A 15604-nucleotide genomic window follows, 5' to 3' on the forward strand; every position below is an offset into this window, starting at 1 on the left:
AAAATGCCGGGTGGCGCTGCGCTTACCCGGCCTACAAGTCCCTCCGGACTTATCCTTTCTCTTTGGCTTTTGCCAGCATGGCGCGAATGTTCGCCACGTTAGCCTGCCCCTTGTGCATACGCTCTTCAGCGGTAATCACTTTGCGCTCCTGTTCCCAGATCAGGTCATCCTGCGGCAGTTCCAGCAGGAAACGGCTCGGCTCCGGGCGCACCAGTTCACCATACTGGCGGCGCTCTTTACACAGCGTAAACGTCAGCTCTTTCTGCGCACGGGTGATCCCCACGTAGGCCAGACGGCGCTCCTCATCGACGTTGTCTTCATCAATGCTGCTCTGGTGCGGTAACAACCCCTCTTCCATGCCGACCAGATAGACATACGGGAATTCCAGACCTTTGGACGCATGCAGCGTCATCAGCTGAACCTGATCGGCCTCTTCTTCGCTCTCGCCGCGCTCCATCATATCGCGCAGGGTAAAGCGGGTGACCACCTGCGTCAGGGTCATGGGTTCGTCGATTTCAGAACCTTCCAGCATTTCAGTCATCCAGCTAAACAGCTGGTTCACGTTTTTCATGCGCATCTCAGCCGCTTTCGGGCTGGCTGAGGTTTCGTACAGCCAGGACTCGTAGTCGATGCCGTGGATCAGATCGCGTACAGCGGCAATCGGTTCGCGCTCTGCCAGTCGCTGCACTTCGCCAAGCCAGTGGGTGAATCGCGTTAACGAATCATACCCGCGTCCGGTCAACGTATGGCTCAGCCCCATGTCGAAACTGGCGGTAAACAGGCTTTTGTTGCGCGTCATTGCCCATTCCCCCAGCTTTTGCAGCGTCGCGGGGCCAATTTCGCGTTTTGGCGTATTCACGATGCGCAGAAACGCGCTGTCATCATCCGGGTTAGTGAGCACGCGCAGATAGGCCAGCAGATCTTTGATTTCAGGGCGTGAGAAAAACGAGGTGCCACCGGAAATTTTGTACGGAATGCGGTTCTGCATCAGCATCTTTTCAAAGACGCGCGACTGGTGATTCCCGCGATAGAGGATCGCGTAATCCTTATATTCGGTTTTATTGACGAAGTGGTGAGCGATGAGTTCGCCCGTGACGCGCTCCGCTTCATGCTCTTCATTGTTGGCGCTGAGGACTTTCAGCTCCGTCCCGTAGCCCAGCTCGGAGAACAGGCGCTTCTCAAACACGTGTGGGTTGTTGGCAATCAGAATATTTGCCGCCTTAAGAATGCGCCCCGACGAGCGGTAGTTCTGCTCGAGCTTTATCACCTGCAGCGCCGGAAAATCCTTGCTCAGCAGCACCAGGTTTTGCGGACGCGCGCCGCGCCAGGAGTAAATTGACTGATCGTCATCGCCAACCACGGTGAAACGCGCGCGCTGCCCCACCAGTAGCTTCACCAGCTCGTACTGGCTGGTGTTGGTATCCTGGTATTCATCCACCAGCAGATAGCGAATCTTATTCTGCCAGCGCTCTCGCACCTCTTCATTGCGCTGCAGCAGCAGCGTGGGCAGCAGGATCAGGTCGTCAAAGTCCAGCACGTTACACGCTTTCATATGCGCATCGTACAGACCATAGCAGTGGGCGAAGATCCGATCCCGTTCGCCTTTGGCGATCGCCGCGGCCTGGGCCGGGGTCATCAGATCGTTTTTCCAGTTGGAGATCGTCGAGATCAGCTGCTGCAACAGCACCTTATCATCTTCGATCAATCCCTCGGTGAGCTCTTTGAGCAATGCCACCTGGTCGGTATCATCGAAGAGCGAGAAGTTGGACTTCATTCCCAGGGCCGCATATTCGCGCTTGATGATATCCAGTCCCAGCGTGTGGAACGTAGAGATCATCAGGCCGCGCGCCTCTTTACGCCCCAGCGTCTGGCCGACACGCTCTTTCATCTCACGCGCCGCTTTATTGGTAAAGGTCACTGCCGCAATGTGCCGGGCCTGATAGCCACAGCCGCGGATCAGATGCGCAATTTTGTTGGTGATCACGCGGGTTTTACCCGAACCGGCCCCTGCCAGCACCAGGCATGGTCCAGTAACGAATTCGACCGCTTGTTGTTGTCCAGGGTTTAAACGCATGGGATGGTTGCTCAATCTTCGAACGGGGTGTGGATTGTAGCAGAAAGCCGGACGCAGATTTACCGGCTAATGATAAAGTGGAGAAATCACGATTGACCCGTAGAGCAGAACAATGAAAAAGACCGCAGCAGCCCTGCATATTCTGGTAAAAGAAGAGAAACTGGCTCAGGAGATCCTAACCAAGCTGGAACGCGGCATCAGCTTTGATCATCTGGCAAAGCGCTACTCTAAATGCCCGTCCGGGCGCAATGGCGGGGATCTCGGGGAGTTTCAACAAGGTGCGATGGTCGGCCCATTCGATCAGGCGGTCTTTAGCTGCCCGCTTCTGACGCCCTACGGCCCGGTAAAAACCAAATTTGGCTACCATATCATTAAGGTGCTTTATCGCCGCTGACGCGTGGTATATTGCGCCCCGATTTATCTCAACCTATTTCAAGGCACGATCATGGCAAAAACAGCAGCAGCAGTGCATATCCTCGTTAAAGAAGAGAAACTGGCTTTAGATCTTCTGGAGCAGATTAAAAACGGTGCCGACTTCGGTAAGCTGGCGAAGAAGCACTCCATCTGCCCGTCAGGCAAACGCGGCGGTGACCTGGGTGAATTCCGCCAGGGCCAGATGGTTCCGGCGTTCGATAAGGTGGTGTTCTCCTGCCCGGTGCTGGAGCCAACCGGCCCGCTGCATACCCAGTTCGGATACCACATTATCAAAGTGCTGTATCGCAAATAAAAAAGCCGGGTGGCGGCTGCGCCTTACCCGGCCTACATCTTACGGTTTTGTAGGTCGGGTAAGCGAAGCGCCACCCGACAAGGTTGTTAACCCGCTACCGCGATGCGCTTCATATCGGTCATGTAGCCACGCAGTTTGTGACCCACTTTCTCGATCTGGTGACCGCGAATCGCTTCGTTCACATCGCGCAGCTGCGCGTTATCCACGGCACCTTCCGCAATCGCCTTGCCCAGATCGCCCGTCTGAAGGGTGGTCATAAACTCTTTCAGCAGCGGTACGCAGGCGTAAGAGAACAGGTAGTTACCGTATTCTGCGGTATCAGAGATAACCACGTTCATTTCGTACAGACGCTTACGGGCGATGGTGTTCGCGATCAGCGGCAGCTCGTGCAGTGATTCATAGTACGCAGACTCTTCGATGATGCCGGAATCCACCATGGTTTCGAACGCCAGCTCAACGCCTGCTTTCACCATCGCGATCATCAGCACACCTTTATCGAAGTACTCCTGCTCGCCGATTTTACCTTCATACTGTGGCGCTGTTTCGAACGCGGTTTTACCGGTCTCTTCACGCCAGGTCAGCAGGTTTTTATCGTCGTTAGCCCAGTCCGCCATCATGCCGGAAGAGAATTCGCCGGAGATGATGTCGTCCATATGTTTCTGGAACAGCGGTGCCATGATGGTTTTCAGCTGTTCAGACAGCGCGTAAGCACGCAGTTTTGCCGGATTGGACAGACGGTCCATCATCAGCGTAATACCGCCCTGCTTCAGCGCTTCGGTGATGGTTTCCCAACCGAACTGAATCAGTTTTTCCGCATAGGCCGGGTCGGTGCCTTCTGCCACCAGCTTGTCAAAGCACAGCAGAGAGCCCGCCTGCAGCATACCGCACAGAATGGTCTGCTCACCCATCAGGTCAGATTTCACTTCTGCGACGAAGGAAGATTCCAGTACACCCGCACGGTGGCCGCCGGTCGCCGCCGCCCATGCTTTGGCAATTGCCATCCCTTCGCCTTTCGGATCGTTTTCCGGGTGAACCGCGATCAGGGTCGGCACACCAAAACCACGTTTGTACTCTTCACGCACTTCTGTACCCGGGCACTTCGGTGCAACCATCACTACGGTGATGTCTTTGCGGATCTGCTCACCCACTTCAACGATGTTGAAGCCGTGGGAGTAACCCAGCGCCGCGCCGTCTTTCATCAGCGGCTGTACGGAACGCACAACGTCTGAGTGCTGTTTGTCTGGCGTCAGGTTAACCACCAGATCCGCCTGCGGGATCAGCTCTTCGTAGGTACCTACTTTGAAGCCGTTTTCGGTCGCTTTACGCCAGGAAGCGCGCTTCTCAGCAATCGCTTCTTTACGCAGGGCGTAGGAGATATCCAGACCGGAGTCACGCATGTTCAGGCCCTGGTTCAGACCCTGTGCGCCACAGCCGACAATGACCACTTTTTTACCCTGAAGGTAGCTCGCGCCATCGGCAAATTCGTCGCGCGCCATGAAGCGGCATTTGCCCAGCTGCGCCAGCTGCTGGCGCAAGTTCAGTGTATTAAAGTAGTTAGCCATGGGTGATACCTCGTGATGTTGTGTGTCTTATTGTTCGGTTCGCGTTTCAGCGAGAATGTACCCACATTACAACAGGAAATTTATTGCGGAAATTGATATATTCACAACGTCATGTTGCAATTTTTGCAATATAAAAAGAGGGAGTGGAATCGGTGGATTTACGCGATCTGAAAATGTTCCTGCACTTGGCGGAAAGCCGTCATTTTGGCCGCAGCGCCCGGGCGATGCACGTTAGCCCCTCCACGCTTTCACGCCAGATCCAGCGCCTTGAGGAAGACCTCGGCCAGCCGCTGTTCGTGCGCGATAACCGTACCGTCACGCTCACGGAAGCGGGTGAAGAACTGCGCATTTTTGCCCAGCAGACGCTGTTGCAGTACCAGCAACTACGGCACTCGATTGACCAGCAGGGGCCGTCACTTTCCGGCGAGCTGCATATTTTCTGCTCCGTGACCGCCGCCTATAGCCATCTGCCGCCCATTCTCGACCGCTTCCGCGCGGCGCATCCGTCGGTTGAAATTAAGCTCACTACCGGCGACGCCTCCGACGCAATGGAAAAAGTGGTGACGGGCGAAGCGGATCTCGCCATTGCCGGGAAACCCGAAACCCTGCCCGGTGCGGTAGCGTTCTCGATGCTGGAAAATCTGGCGGTGGTGCTGATCGCGCCGGCGCTGCCCTGCCCGGTGCGTAACCAGGTATCGGTGGAAAAACCGGACTGGTCCACGGTGCCGTTTATCATGGCCGATCAGGGACCGGTGCGCCGCCGCATTGAGCTGTGGTTCCGCCGTCAGAAAATCAGCAACCCGTCGATTTACGCCACGGTCAGCGGCCATGAGGCGATGGTGTCGATGGTGGCGCTGGGCTGCGGCGTGGCGCTGCTGCCGGAAGTGGTGCTGGAAAACAGCCCGGAACCGGTGCGCAATCGCGTGATGATTCTGGAGCGCAGCGACGAGAAAACGCCGTTCGAGCTCGGCGTATGTGCACAAAAAAAGCGGCTGCATGAGCCGCTTATTGATGCGTTCTGGAAGATATTGCCGAACCACTAAAGCCGGGTGGCGCTGCGCTTACCTGGCCAGCCCTTAGCCTGCGAGGAAAAAGCGGAACGCCGGGTTATGGGTTTCGTCGTGGCACTCATAGCCCAGCTCGTTCAGCCGCGTTTCGAAATCCGGCTCGTGCTCGCCCAGTTCGAACGCCGCCAGCACGCGGCCGTAGTCGGTGCCGTGGCTGCGGTAGTGGAACAGAGAGATGTTCCAGTGCGTGCCCAGCGTGTGCAGGAACTTGAGCAGCGCGCCCGGCGATTCCGGGAACTCGAAGCTGAACAGACGTTCCTTAAGCGGCTTCGAGGGACGCCCGCCGACCATGTAGCGCACGTGCAGCTTCGCCATCTCGTCGTCAGAGAGATCGACCACGCTGTAGCCGCCCTCATGCAGCAGGTTGAGGATCTCTTTGCGCTCCTCCACGCCGCGGCTCAGACGCACGCCGACGAAAATACAGGCGTCTTTGGCATCGGCAAAACGGTAGTTAAATTCCGTCACCGAACGACCGCCCAGCAGTTGGCAGAACTTGAGGAAACTGCCCTTCTCTTCCGGAATGGTCACCGCCAGCAGCGCTTCACGCTGTTCACCCAGCTCGCAACGCTCGGAAACGTAGCGCAAACCGTGGAAGTTGACGTTAGCCCCTGAAAGCACGTGCGCCAGGCGCTCGCCGCGAATGTTGTGCTGCGCGATGTATTTCTTCATCCCCGCCAGCGCCAGCGCGCCGGAGGGTTCCGCTACCGCACGAACATCTTCGAACAGATCTTTCATCGCCGCGCAGATCGCATCGCTGTCGACGGTGACAATATCGTCAAGATATTCCTGGCACAGGCGGAAGGTTTCATCGCCGATGCGCTTCACCGCCACGCCTTCGGCAAACAGCCCGACGCGCGGAAGGTCTACCGGATGCCCGGCATCCAGCGCCGCCTTCAGGCAGGCAGAGTCTTCCGCTTCAACGGCGATGACTTTGATCTGCGGCATCAGCTGTTTGATCAGCACTGCGACACCCGCCGCGAGGCCGCCACCGCCGACCGGCACAAATACGCGGTCGAGATGGGCATCCTGCTGCAGCAGTTCCAGCGCCAGCGTGCCCTGGCCAGCAATCACCATCGGGTGGTCGAACGGCGGCACCCAGGTGAAACCCTGCTGCTGCGCCAGCTCAATCGCTTTGGCTTTCGCTTCGTCAAAATTGGCGCCGTGGAGCAGTACTTCGCCGCCGAACCCGCGCACCGCGTCGACTTTAATATCCGCGGTAGCAACAGGCATCACGATCAACGCCTTCAGCCCCAGGCGGGCTGACGAGAACGCGACGCCCTGAGCATGGTTACCCGCAGAAGCGGTAATCACGCCGCGCGCTTTTTGCTCATCGGTCAGCCCGGCCATCATCGCGTAGGCCCCGCGCAGCTTGAAGCTGTGCACCGGCTGACGGTCTTCGCGCTTCACCAGAATCACGTTATCGAGACGCGAAGAGAGTTTTTCCATTTTCTGCAGGGGTGTAACCTGCACGGCTTCATAGACCGGTGCGCGCAGCACCGCCCTGAGATATTCCGCCCCCTCAGGGGCGGCGGATAAGGGTTGCGACTCGGCCATCATCAGCCCCCAAGTTTAGATTTATCGCGCACCGCGCCTTTATCTGCACTGGTGGCAAGGCTCGCGTAAGCACGCAGGGCGAAAGAGACTTCGCGTTGGCGATCTTTTGGTGTCCAGGCTTTGTCGCCGCGCGCTTCCTGCGCTTCACGACGAGCCGCTATCTCCTGGTCGCTCAGCTTCAGCTGAATACCACGATTCGGAATATCGATTTCGATCAGGTCGCCATCTTCGATGATCGCGATGTTGCCGCCGCTTGCCGCTTCTGGCGAAACGTGGCCGATGGAGAGACCGGAGGTCCCACCGGAGAAACGACCGTCGGTGATCAGCGCACAGGCTTTACCGAGGCCCATCGATTTCAGGAAGGTGGTTGGATAGAGCATCTCCTGCATGCCCGGGCCGCCTTTTGGCCCTTCGTAGCGGATGACAACCACGTCGCCTTCCACCACTTTGCCGCCCAGGATGGCTTCTACCGCGTCGTCCTGACTTTCGTACACTTTTGCCGGACCGGTGAATTTCAGGATGCTGTCATCTACGCCTGCGGTTTTTACGATACAGCCATTTTCCGCAAAGTTACCGTACAGCACGGCCAGACCACCGTCTTTGCTGTAGGCATGTTCAAGAGAACGGATACACCCTTCGGCGCGATCGTCATCCAGGGTATCCCAGCGGCAATCCTGGGAGAATGCCTGAGTGGTACGAATGCCCGCCGGGCCGGCGCGGAACATCTTTTTCACTGCGTCGTCTTTGGTCAGCATGACGTCGTATTGGTCCAGCGACTCCGGCAGCGTCAGGCCGAGCACGTTTTTCACGTCACGGTTCAGCAGCCCGGCGCGATCCAGCTCGCCAAGAATACCCAGCACGCCGCCGGCACGGTGAACGTCTTCCATATGGTATTTCTGGGTACTTGGCGCGACTTTACACAGCTGCGGGACTTTACGGGACAGCTTGTCGATATCGCTCATGGTGAAGTCGATTTCGGCTTCCTGCGCGGCGGCCAACAGGTGCAGAACGGTATTGGTGGAGCCGCCCATGGCGATATCCAGCGTCATCGCATTTTCAAACGCCGCTTTGCTGGCGATATTGCGCGGCAGCGCGCTGGCGTCGTCCTGCTCGTAGTAGCGCTTGGTCAGCTCAACGATGCGTTTGCCGGCATTGAGGAACAGCTGTTTACGGTCGGCATGGGTCGCCAGCAGCGAGCCGTTGCCCGGCTGAGACAGGCCCAGCGCTTCGGTCAGACAATTCATTGAGTTCGCGGTGAACATCCCGGAACAGGAACCGCAGGTCGGACACGCGGAACGTTCCACCTGATCGCTTTGCTCGTCGGACACTTTCGGGTCCGCGCCCTGGATCATCGCATCGACCAGGTCGAGCTTGATGATTTTGTCGGAAAGCTTGGTTTTACCCGCTTCCATCGGGCCACCAGAAACGAAGATTACCGGAATGTTCAGACGCAGGGAGGCCATCAGCATCCCCGGGGTGATTTTATCGCAGTTGGAGATACAGACCATCGCATCAGCGCAGTGGGCGTTAACCATATACTCCACCGAGTCGGCGATCAGCTCACGCGACGGCAGTGAATAGAGCATGCCCCCGTGACCCATCGCGATACCGTCATCCACCGCAATGGTGTTGAACTCTTTCGCCACACCGCCGGACGCTTCGATTTGCTCGGCAACCAGCTTACCGAGATCGCGCAGGTGCACGTGGCCCGGCACAAACTGAGTGAAGGAGTTCACCACGGCGATAATAGGCTTGCCGAAATCGGCGTCGGTCATCCCGGTGGCGCGCCACAGCGCGCGGGCACCCGCCATGTTACGGCCGTGGGTGGTGGTGGCGGAACGATACTTAGGCATGCTTTATTTACTCCCGTCTGACTATTTAAATGGGACGGTGCGTGCCGTCCCAAATTTATATTTAGTGATTAACCTGATCCAACCAGCCGTATTTGTCTTCCGTTTCGCCAGTAAAGAGGCCGAAGAAGGCTTGCTGAATGCGTTTGGTAACCGGACCACAGCGGCCTTCGCCCACCTGAATGCCGTCTACGCTGCGAACCGGCGTGATTTCAGCGGCGGTACCGGACATAAAGACTTCATCCGCCAGGTAGAGGGACTCGCGGGAAAGGACCTGCTCGCGCACTTCGATACCCAGATCTTTCGCCAGCTTGATGATGGCATCACGGGTGATGCCCGGCAGCGCCGACGAGGTGAATGGCGGCGTGAACAGGATGCCGTCTTTCACTTCAAACAGGTTTTCACCTGCGCCTTCGGAGATGTAGCCATTCACATCAAGCGCGATACCTTCCTGGTAACCGTGACGGCGCGCTTCGCTACCGACCAGCAGGGAAGAGAGATAGTTACCGCCCGCTTTAGCGGCGGTCGGGATGGTGTTTGGCGCGACGCGGTTCCAGGAAGAGACCATTGCGTCGATCCCCTGCTCCAGGGCTTCTGCACCCAGGTAGGCACCCCATGGGAACGCGGCAATGATCACATCGGTGTTGTAACCAGCTGGCGGGTTAACGCCCATACCGACGTCACCCACGAAGACCAGCGGACGAATATAGGCGCTGGTCAGATTGTTTTTACGGATAACATCGCGGCAGGCTTCCATCAGCTTATCAACGCTCTGAGAAACCGGGAAACGATAAATTTTGGCTGAGTCATGCAGACGCTGCATGTGTTCACGATGACGGAACACCACTGGCCCTTTGTGAGAATCGTAGCAACGGATCCCTTCAAAGACAGAAGTACCGTAGTGCAGCGCGTGGGACATCACGTGGACTTTCGCGTCCTCCCAGCGAACCATCTCACCATTGAACCAAATGTAATCAGCTTTTTTTGTCGTCATTTTCTCTTCCTGTCACGCTTAAGCGCGGATTTGTTGTGATGTGGTTGTGCTCTGGCAGATGGCAACATGGGCAACGTCTACCAGCTTTGATAACTGACTAAACAGTAAGTCGACCGGGCGCGGGCTGGCAACGGTTAATTCGATACTGATGTTCCGGGCGTCGGTGGCCGTCTCCATATTCATAGAGCAAATCTGAAAGCCACGATGACGGACCACGCGCAAAACGCGTTCTAAGGTTTCCGGGTTGAAGCGAGCCTGTACGGCGACCTGATGCTGCATCATGATAATTTCTCCATCATTTGTGAGTTACTGGCACCAGGCGGTACCAACGGCCAGACGTTCTCGAGTTCGTCGATTGAGACATGAAGCAGGTAAGGCCCATCGCTGTTCAGCATGGTGTCGAGCGCCGCTTCAACCTGATCTTTACGGGTGATGTGCTGACCAGGGATGCCAAAGGCGCTGGCCAGGGTGAGGAAATCGGGGTTATCGGTGAGAGTTGTTTCACTGTAACGCTCCTGGAAGAACAGCTGTTGCCACTGGCGAACCATCCCTAAACGCTGGTTATCGAGCAAGACGATCTTCAGCGGTAACTGTTTGCGCTTCACGGTGCCGAGCTCCTGGACGTTCATCATGAAGGAGCCGTCACCGGAGATACAGATAACGGTATCGTTCGGGCGGGCGACCTGCGCACCAACTGCAGCAGGTAAGCCGAAGCCCATTGTGCCTAACCCGCTGGAAGTGATGAAGTTTTCCGGGCGGGTGTAGGTCATGTGCTGTGCGGACCACATCTGATGCTGGCCTACGTCTGTGGTGACGACGCTGTCAGCCGGTTTACGCTCGGACAGCTGCTTCAACAGCAGCGGCGCGTAGATGGCCTCGCCAGGGTGGTCGTAACGCCAGGCGTGCTCAGCGCGCATCTCTGCGGTGTGCTGATGCCATGCGTTAATGTCCAGCGGCTGCTGCAGTGCCGGTAACAGCGCGTTGAGATCGCCCTGCAGCGCGACGTGCGCCTGACGCAGTTTGCTCATCTCCGCCGGATCGATATCCATATGAATAACTTTGGCATTCGGCGCAAAGGTATTCAGCTTGCCGGTGACGCGGTCGTCAAAACGAGCACCCACGGCGATGAGCAGATCGCACGCCTGCACCGCCAGGTTTGCCGCTTTGGTACCGTGCATCCCCAGCATGCCCAGATAGTATGGGTAATCCGCGTCGACAGCACCGAGACCTTTCAGCGTGCAGGTGGCGGGCATTTGCGTCACCGCGATAAATTCACGCAGGGCAGGAACAGCCTGCGACATGCCTACGCCACCGCCGACGTACAGCATCGGCTGTTTCGCCTGAGATATCATCTGACGGGCTTCTTCAACTTCCACATGCGGAAACGCATTGTCGCTTTCAACGGTGGAGAAATGCGGTTCCAGATCGCCGAGGGCTACCTGAATATCTTTCGGGATATCAACCAGAACCGGGCCAGGGCGGCCAGAATTCGCGACTTCAAATGCTTCCGCCATCACGCGCGGCAACTCTTCCAGAGACTGGACGAGGAAGCTGTGTTTGGTGCAGGCCAGTGATAAGCCGAGCACGTCTACTTCCTGGAAAGCATCGGTACCGATGAACGGAGACGCAACCTGACCGGTGATAGCGACAACGGGAACGGAATCCAGCAGCGCATCAGCCAGACCGGTGATCAGGTTCGTTGCCCCCGGGCCGGAGGTGGCCATGCAAACGCCAGTTTTGCCGGTGGCGCGCGCATAACCGATCGCCGCCATTGCTGCTCCCTGCTCGTGTCGGCACAACAGGTGCTCCACGCCGCCGTCATACAGTGCATCGTAAATCGGCATAATTGCGCCACCCGGATAACCGAATACTGTTTCGACTCCTTGTGCGCGCAACGCATGTACTATCCACTGTGCCCCATTCATAGTTAGTTCCCCGTCATAAATCGGGAGAAACAGAATTTTGTGCTAGTCGTCATTCTCTGCTCCTCATTTACGTTTTTAAGTCATAAAAAAACCCCCGGACCTTTCGGTGCGGGGGTCTTAGTTCGTTAAGGCTTGATTTCTAAGCCTTTCCTCGTCCAAGTGCAGCCCCGCACGGTGGGATAATAATCACCACCACGCTAATCACGACCAGGCTAATCACTCGTAGAAGGGCTGTCATTTTCAGTTCTTTTTGCATCTTGTTCGAAGGAATACCTAAAGAGTTATCACAGTTTTTAAATCAAATACAAGATTTATTTATGACGGATTTGATTAGGCAGCGAATCATATTTCTTAAAACCGTTGTTTTATATACGGAAATTAGAAAATGAATATTTTTCATTTTTTTACTGCAGTTCTCACCATCAAAACGAGGCTTTTTACATTCTGCGAGGTGGTTTCCACGTTTATGTAATGGTTTCACTACGCTCTTAAAATCGCTGAACAGGCTGCGTAAATTCGCAAAATGAGGCTAAACAGACAAAACAGGCACTGGCATAGTCACCCCAGGAGGTAGTGCAAATGTCACTGTCAGTTGTTTATACGCGTGCGGCTCTCGGGGTAAAGGCACCGCTTATTTCCGTAGAGGTTCATTTGAGTAATGGGTTACCCGGACTCACGCTTGTCGGGTTACCTGAAACGACGGTTAAAGAGGCCAGGGATCGCGTTCGTAGCGCAATAATAAATAGCGGTTATACCTTCCCCGCGAAGAAGATCACCATCAACCTTGCCCCTGCCGACTTACCCAAAGAAGGGGGACGATACGATTTACCTATCGCAATTGCCCTTCTCGCGGCTTCTGAGCAGCTTAATACGACAAGGCTAGGCTCGTACGAGTTCGTTGGCGAACTCGCGCTCACAGGCGCGTTAAGAGGCGTTCCCGGTGCGATATCGGGAGCGCTGGAAGCCATACGAGCAGGGCGGAAAATCATTGTTGCCAATGAAAACGCATCAGAAGTGAGTCTTATCGCCGAGAAGGGGTGCCTCATCGCGGGGCATTTACAGGAAGTTTGTGCCTGGCTGGAAGGGCGTCATGAACTGTCCGAGCCGGAGGAGTGTGATGATGTTATAGCAAGTGCCCCAGAGGATCTCAGCGAGATAATGGGACAGGAGCAAGGGAAACGGGCACTGGAGATTACGGCTGCAGGTGGACACAATCTTCTGTTGATTGGCCCACCGGGTACGGGTAAAACAATGCTGGCAAGCAGGTTGAGTGGGTTGCTTCCACCGCTCAATAAACATGAAGCGCTGGAAAGCGCCGCCATATATAGCCTGATCAGTTCTACTTCGTTGCAAAAACAGTGGCGCCGTCGTCCTTTTCGTTCCCCACATCATAGCGCTTCACTGACGGCAATGGTCGGCGGAGGGTCTATTCCCGGGCCGGGTGAGATCTCACTGGCACACAATGGCATTCTGTTTCTTGATGAGCTGCCCGAGTTTGAGCGCCGCGTGCTGGATGCGCTGAGGGAGCCCATTGAATCCGGCGAGATACATATCTCTCGCACGCGCGCCAAAATAAGCTATCCCGCGCAATTTCAGCTGGTCGCGGCGATGAATCCCAGCCCAACGGGTCACTACCAGGGTAACCATAACCGCTGTACGCCAGAGCAGACGTTGCGCTATCTGGGGAAGTTATCCGGCCCGTTCCTCGACCGTTTTGATTTATCCCTCGAAATCCCCCTTCCCCCGCCGGGCCTGCTCAGGCAGACGGGCATAACGGGTGAAAGCTCAGCGGATGTTCGTGAGCGGGTGATTGCAGCCCAGACGCGACAATACGCTCGTCAGAACAGGCTGAATGCACGGCTGGATAATGCCGGGATCCGGCAGTTTTGTTCTCTTAACATTGAGGATGCGGGATGGCTGGAGGAAACATTGACGCGGTTCGGGCTGTCCATACGTGCGTGGCAGCGTTTGTTGAAAGTGGCCAGAACCATTGCTGACGTGGAGGGGTGCACTGACATTGAGAGAAGACATTTGCAAGAGGCGCTGAGCTACCGCGCTATCGATCGTTTACTGCTACATTTGCAGAAATTGCTGGCATAAAAAAAGGGGCCGTAGCCCCTTTTTTATTAGTCGTCAGACTCGGTGTAGTCTTCTGCACCTTCCATCTGCGGCTTGCCGCCAGACAGCGTATGGAAGCGCTTAGGACGCTTAATGCGAGCCATATACTTGATCCATACACGTTCAGCTTCAGACTGTGGCTCACGCTCACCACGGCAAACAGATACAAACTGTTTTTCGTCTTCGGTGGTTGGTTCACGCTTACCCAGATCCAGCTCGTTAAAGGCATAACCATGGCGCTCAAGCAGTTGAGCTTCTTTGATGGTGAAATCGCCGTGACGAGAGAACCCGCGCGGATAATGTTTATTGTCGAAAAAACGATTAGTCGTCGTAAAGCTTTCCGCCATCCTACACGCTCCTAATTCTTTGGCCGAGCTATTTATGGCGCGGAGTATTAGTTACGCTTGACAGAGTGTAAAACAAAACATTTAAATCATAACGACAAATAATTTTGCGGAGAAAGATGTGGATACGGAATTGCTAAAAACTTTCCTTGAAGTGAGCAGAACACGCCACTTTGGGCGAGCAGCTGAAGCCCTTTACCTGACGCAGTCGGCAGTCAGTTTTCGTATTCGACAGCTGGAAAATCAACTGGGTGTGAATCTTTTTACCCGCCATCGCAACAATATTCGCTTAACACCTGCCGGTGAGAAACTGCTCCCGTACGCAGAAACGCTGATGAATACCTGGCAGGCAGCACGCAAAGAGGTTGCACATACGTCGAGGCACAATGAGTTTTCGATAGGGGCCAGCGCTTCCCTGTGGGAATGTATGCTAAGTCAGTGGCTTACCAGGCTGTATCATTCTCATGGTCACTTGCAGTTTGAAGCCAGAATTGCACAACGGCAGTCGCTGGTTAAACAACTTCATGAGCGCCAGCTTGATCTTCTGATCACGACTGAAGCCCCCAAGATGGATGAATTTAGCAGCCAGATTGTTGGTCAGTTTGGCCTGGCTCTTTATGCCTCTGAACCTTCAATGATGAAGACAGACCTGACCTATCTGCGCCTGGAATGGGGGCCAGATTTTCAGCAGCATGAGACGGGATTGATTGCACCTGATGATGTTCCACAGTTAACGACCAGCTCTGCGGAGATCGCTTGTCAGCAGCTGTCCCTGCTGAAAGGTTGTACCTGGTTACCTGTTCGCTGGGCAGACACCAAAGCGGGGCTGCATACCGTGATGGATTCCACCACGCTTACCAGGCCGCTGTATGCAATTTGGCTACAAAACAGTGACAAGCAAACCCAGATAAAAGATCTGTTAAAAATCAATGTAATGGATTGATACATCAGCCAGCAGGGATGCTGGCTAAAAATAAAGAAGAGGGTTTTTTCCAGTATTTCAGGCAAAAAAAAATCCTTTGCCGAAGCAAAGGATTGTATATGGCAGGGGCGGAGAGACTCGAACTCGCGACACCCGGTTTTGGAGACCGGTGCTCTACCAACTGAGCTACGCCCCTAAAGTTTTTACCATTAAGCCTGCCAGTAAGGCAGGCTTAATGTCTTAATAAGTGGCGGAACGGACGGGACTCGAACCCGCGACCCCCTGCGTGACAGGCAGGTATTCTAACCGACTGAACTACCGCTCCACCGAAGACTGCTGTAACCACCGGATTTATGCACCGGCTTACTACTTAATTTGATGCCTGGCAGTTCCCTACTCTCACATGGGGAGACCCCACACTACCATCGGCGCTACGGCGTTTCACTTCTGAGTTCGGCATGGGGTCA

At 55.5% G+C, this 15604-nt stretch carries 15 protein-coding genes, 2 tRNA genes and 1 rRNA gene; 5 read left to right on the top strand and 13 right to left on the bottom strand.

Features of this window, described 5'->3' with window-relative positions:
* Nucleotides 1-49 precede the first annotated feature (49 nt).
* Nucleotides 50-2074 carry a DNA helicase Rep gene (rep, locus tag PYW49_RS23055; RefSeq protein ID WP_320387650.1) on the bottom strand — a complete coding sequence of 675 codons (2025 nt, stop codon included), beginning with the start codon at nt 2072-2074 and terminating at the stop codon, nt 50-52.
* Between the two features lie 112 nt (nt 2075-2186).
* On the opposite strand from rep, the gene ppiC (PYW49_RS23060) reads away from it, so the two are divergent.
* Together ppiC (PYW49_RS23060) and ppiC (PYW49_RS23065) are read left to right on the top strand one after the other, a co-directional pair.
* Nucleotides 2187-2468 carry a peptidylprolyl isomerase PpiC gene (gene ppiC / locus PYW49_RS23060; RefSeq protein WP_320387651.1) on the top strand — a complete coding sequence of 94 codons (282 nt, stop codon included), beginning with the start codon at nt 2187-2189 and terminating at the stop codon, nt 2466-2468.
* Between the two features lie 51 nt (nt 2469-2519).
* Nucleotides 2520-2801 carry a peptidylprolyl isomerase PpiC gene (gene ppiC, locus PYW49_RS23065; RefSeq protein ID WP_023309650.1) on the top strand — a complete coding sequence of 94 codons (282 nt, stop codon included), beginning with the start codon at nt 2520-2522 and terminating at the stop codon, nt 2799-2801.
* A gap of 86 nt (nt 2802-2887) precedes the next feature.
* On the opposite strand, the gene ilvC is transcribed toward ppiC (PYW49_RS23065), so the two are convergent.
* Nucleotides 2888-4363, bottom strand: coding sequence for a ketol-acid reductoisomerase (ilvC, locus tag PYW49_RS23070; protein WP_134348935.1), 1476 nt, complete (start codon nt 4361-4363; stop codon nt 2888-2890).
* Nucleotides 4364-4515: 152 nt separating this feature from the next.
* Here ilvC and ilvY point away from each other — a divergent pair, with 152 nt between their 5' ends.
* Nucleotides 4516-5406, top strand: coding sequence for an HTH-type transcriptional activator IlvY (ilvY, locus tag PYW49_RS23075; RefSeq protein WP_109846500.1), 891 nt, complete (start codon nt 4516-4518; stop codon nt 5404-5406).
* 33 nt (nt 5407-5439) lie between these two features.
* Here the strand turns inward: ilvY and ilvA are convergent, their stop codons facing one another.
* From ilvA to ilvL, 7 genes are all read right to left on the bottom strand, one after another.
* Nucleotides 5440-6984 (bottom strand): threonine ammonia-lyase, biosynthetic, encoded by a 1545-nt coding sequence (ilvA, locus tag PYW49_RS23080; RefSeq protein WP_096150382.1) that lies wholly within the window; start codon nt 6982-6984, stop codon nt 5440-5442.
* A gap of 2 nt (nt 6985-6986) precedes the next feature.
* The gene (gene ilvD, locus PYW49_RS23085; RefSeq protein WP_134348933.1) at nt 6987-8837 is read right to left on the bottom strand and encodes a dihydroxy-acid dehydratase; all 1851 of its coding nucleotides are present in this window, start codon (nt 8835-8837) and stop codon (nt 6987-6989) included.
* Between the two features lie 61 nt (nt 8838-8898).
* Nucleotides 8899-9828 (bottom strand): branched-chain-amino-acid transaminase, encoded by a 930-nt coding sequence (ilvE, locus tag PYW49_RS23090; RefSeq protein WP_134348932.1) that lies wholly within the window; start codon nt 9826-9828, stop codon nt 8899-8901.
* 18 nt (nt 9829-9846) lie between these two features.
* On the bottom strand, nt 9847-10110 hold the full coding sequence (gene ilvM, locus PYW49_RS23095) for an acetolactate synthase 2 small subunit (protein ID WP_059354681.1): 264 nt from the start codon (nt 10108-10110) through the stop codon (nt 9847-9849).
* A complete protein-coding gene (ilvG, locus tag PYW49_RS23100) occupies nt 10107-11753 on the bottom strand; it encodes an acetolactate synthase 2 catalytic subunit (RefSeq protein WP_320387655.1) in 1647 nt (548 codons plus the stop codon). The genes ilvM and ilvG overlap by 4 nt, the downstream gene beginning before the upstream one ends.
* A 2-nt stretch (nt 11754-11755) precedes the next feature.
* Complete coding sequence (gene ilvX / locus PYW49_RS23105; RefSeq protein WP_166792073.1) at nt 11756-11806, bottom strand: peptide IlvX; 51 nt, start codon at nt 11804-11806, stop codon at nt 11756-11758.
* A gap of 86 nt (nt 11807-11892) precedes the next feature.
* Nucleotides 11893-11991 carry an ilv operon leader peptide gene (ilvL, locus tag PYW49_RS23110; RefSeq protein ID WP_001311244.1) on the bottom strand — a complete coding sequence of 33 codons (99 nt, stop codon included), beginning with the start codon at nt 11989-11991 and terminating at the stop codon, nt 11893-11895.
* 341 nt (nt 11992-12332) lie between these two features.
* On the opposite strand from ilvL, the gene PYW49_RS23115 reads away from it, so the two are divergent.
* Nucleotides 12333-13853 (top strand): YifB family Mg chelatase-like AAA ATPase, encoded by a 1521-nt coding sequence (locus PYW49_RS23115; RefSeq protein ID WP_320387656.1) that lies wholly within the window; start codon nt 12333-12335, stop codon nt 13851-13853.
* A 26-nt stretch (nt 13854-13879) separates the two neighbouring features.
* Here PYW49_RS23115 and PYW49_RS23120 read toward each other — a convergent pair whose 3' ends face one another.
* A complete protein-coding gene (locus PYW49_RS23120; protein ID WP_134348929.1) occupies nt 13880-14218 on the bottom strand; it encodes a DUF413 domain-containing protein in 339 nt (112 codons plus the stop codon).
* A gap of 118 nt (nt 14219-14336) precedes the next feature.
* Between PYW49_RS23120 and hdfR the strand changes: the two genes are divergently transcribed.
* Complete coding sequence (gene hdfR, locus PYW49_RS23125) at nt 14337-15158, top strand: HTH-type transcriptional regulator HdfR (RefSeq protein ID WP_320387658.1); 822 nt, start codon at nt 14337-14339, stop codon at nt 15156-15158.
* A gap of 99 nt (nt 15159-15257) precedes the next feature.
* Here hdfR and PYW49_RS23130 read toward each other — a convergent pair.
* The 3 genes from PYW49_RS23130 to rrf form a co-directional block, all read right to left on the bottom strand.
* A tRNA-Trp gene (locus tag PYW49_RS23130) sits at nt 15258-15333 on the bottom strand.
* 52 nt (nt 15334-15385) lie between these two features.
* A tRNA-Asp gene (locus tag PYW49_RS23135) sits at nt 15386-15462 on the bottom strand.
* A gap of 55 nt (nt 15463-15517) precedes the next feature.
* A 5S ribosomal RNA gene (rrf, locus tag PYW49_RS23140) occupies nt 15518-15604 on the bottom strand; the annotation flags it as partial.

Origin of the sequence: Enterobacter chinensis (assembly GCF_034008295.1) — a bacterium.
GTDB classification, from domain to species: domain Bacteria; phylum Pseudomonadota; class Gammaproteobacteria; order Enterobacterales; family Enterobacteriaceae; genus Enterobacter; species Enterobacter chinensis.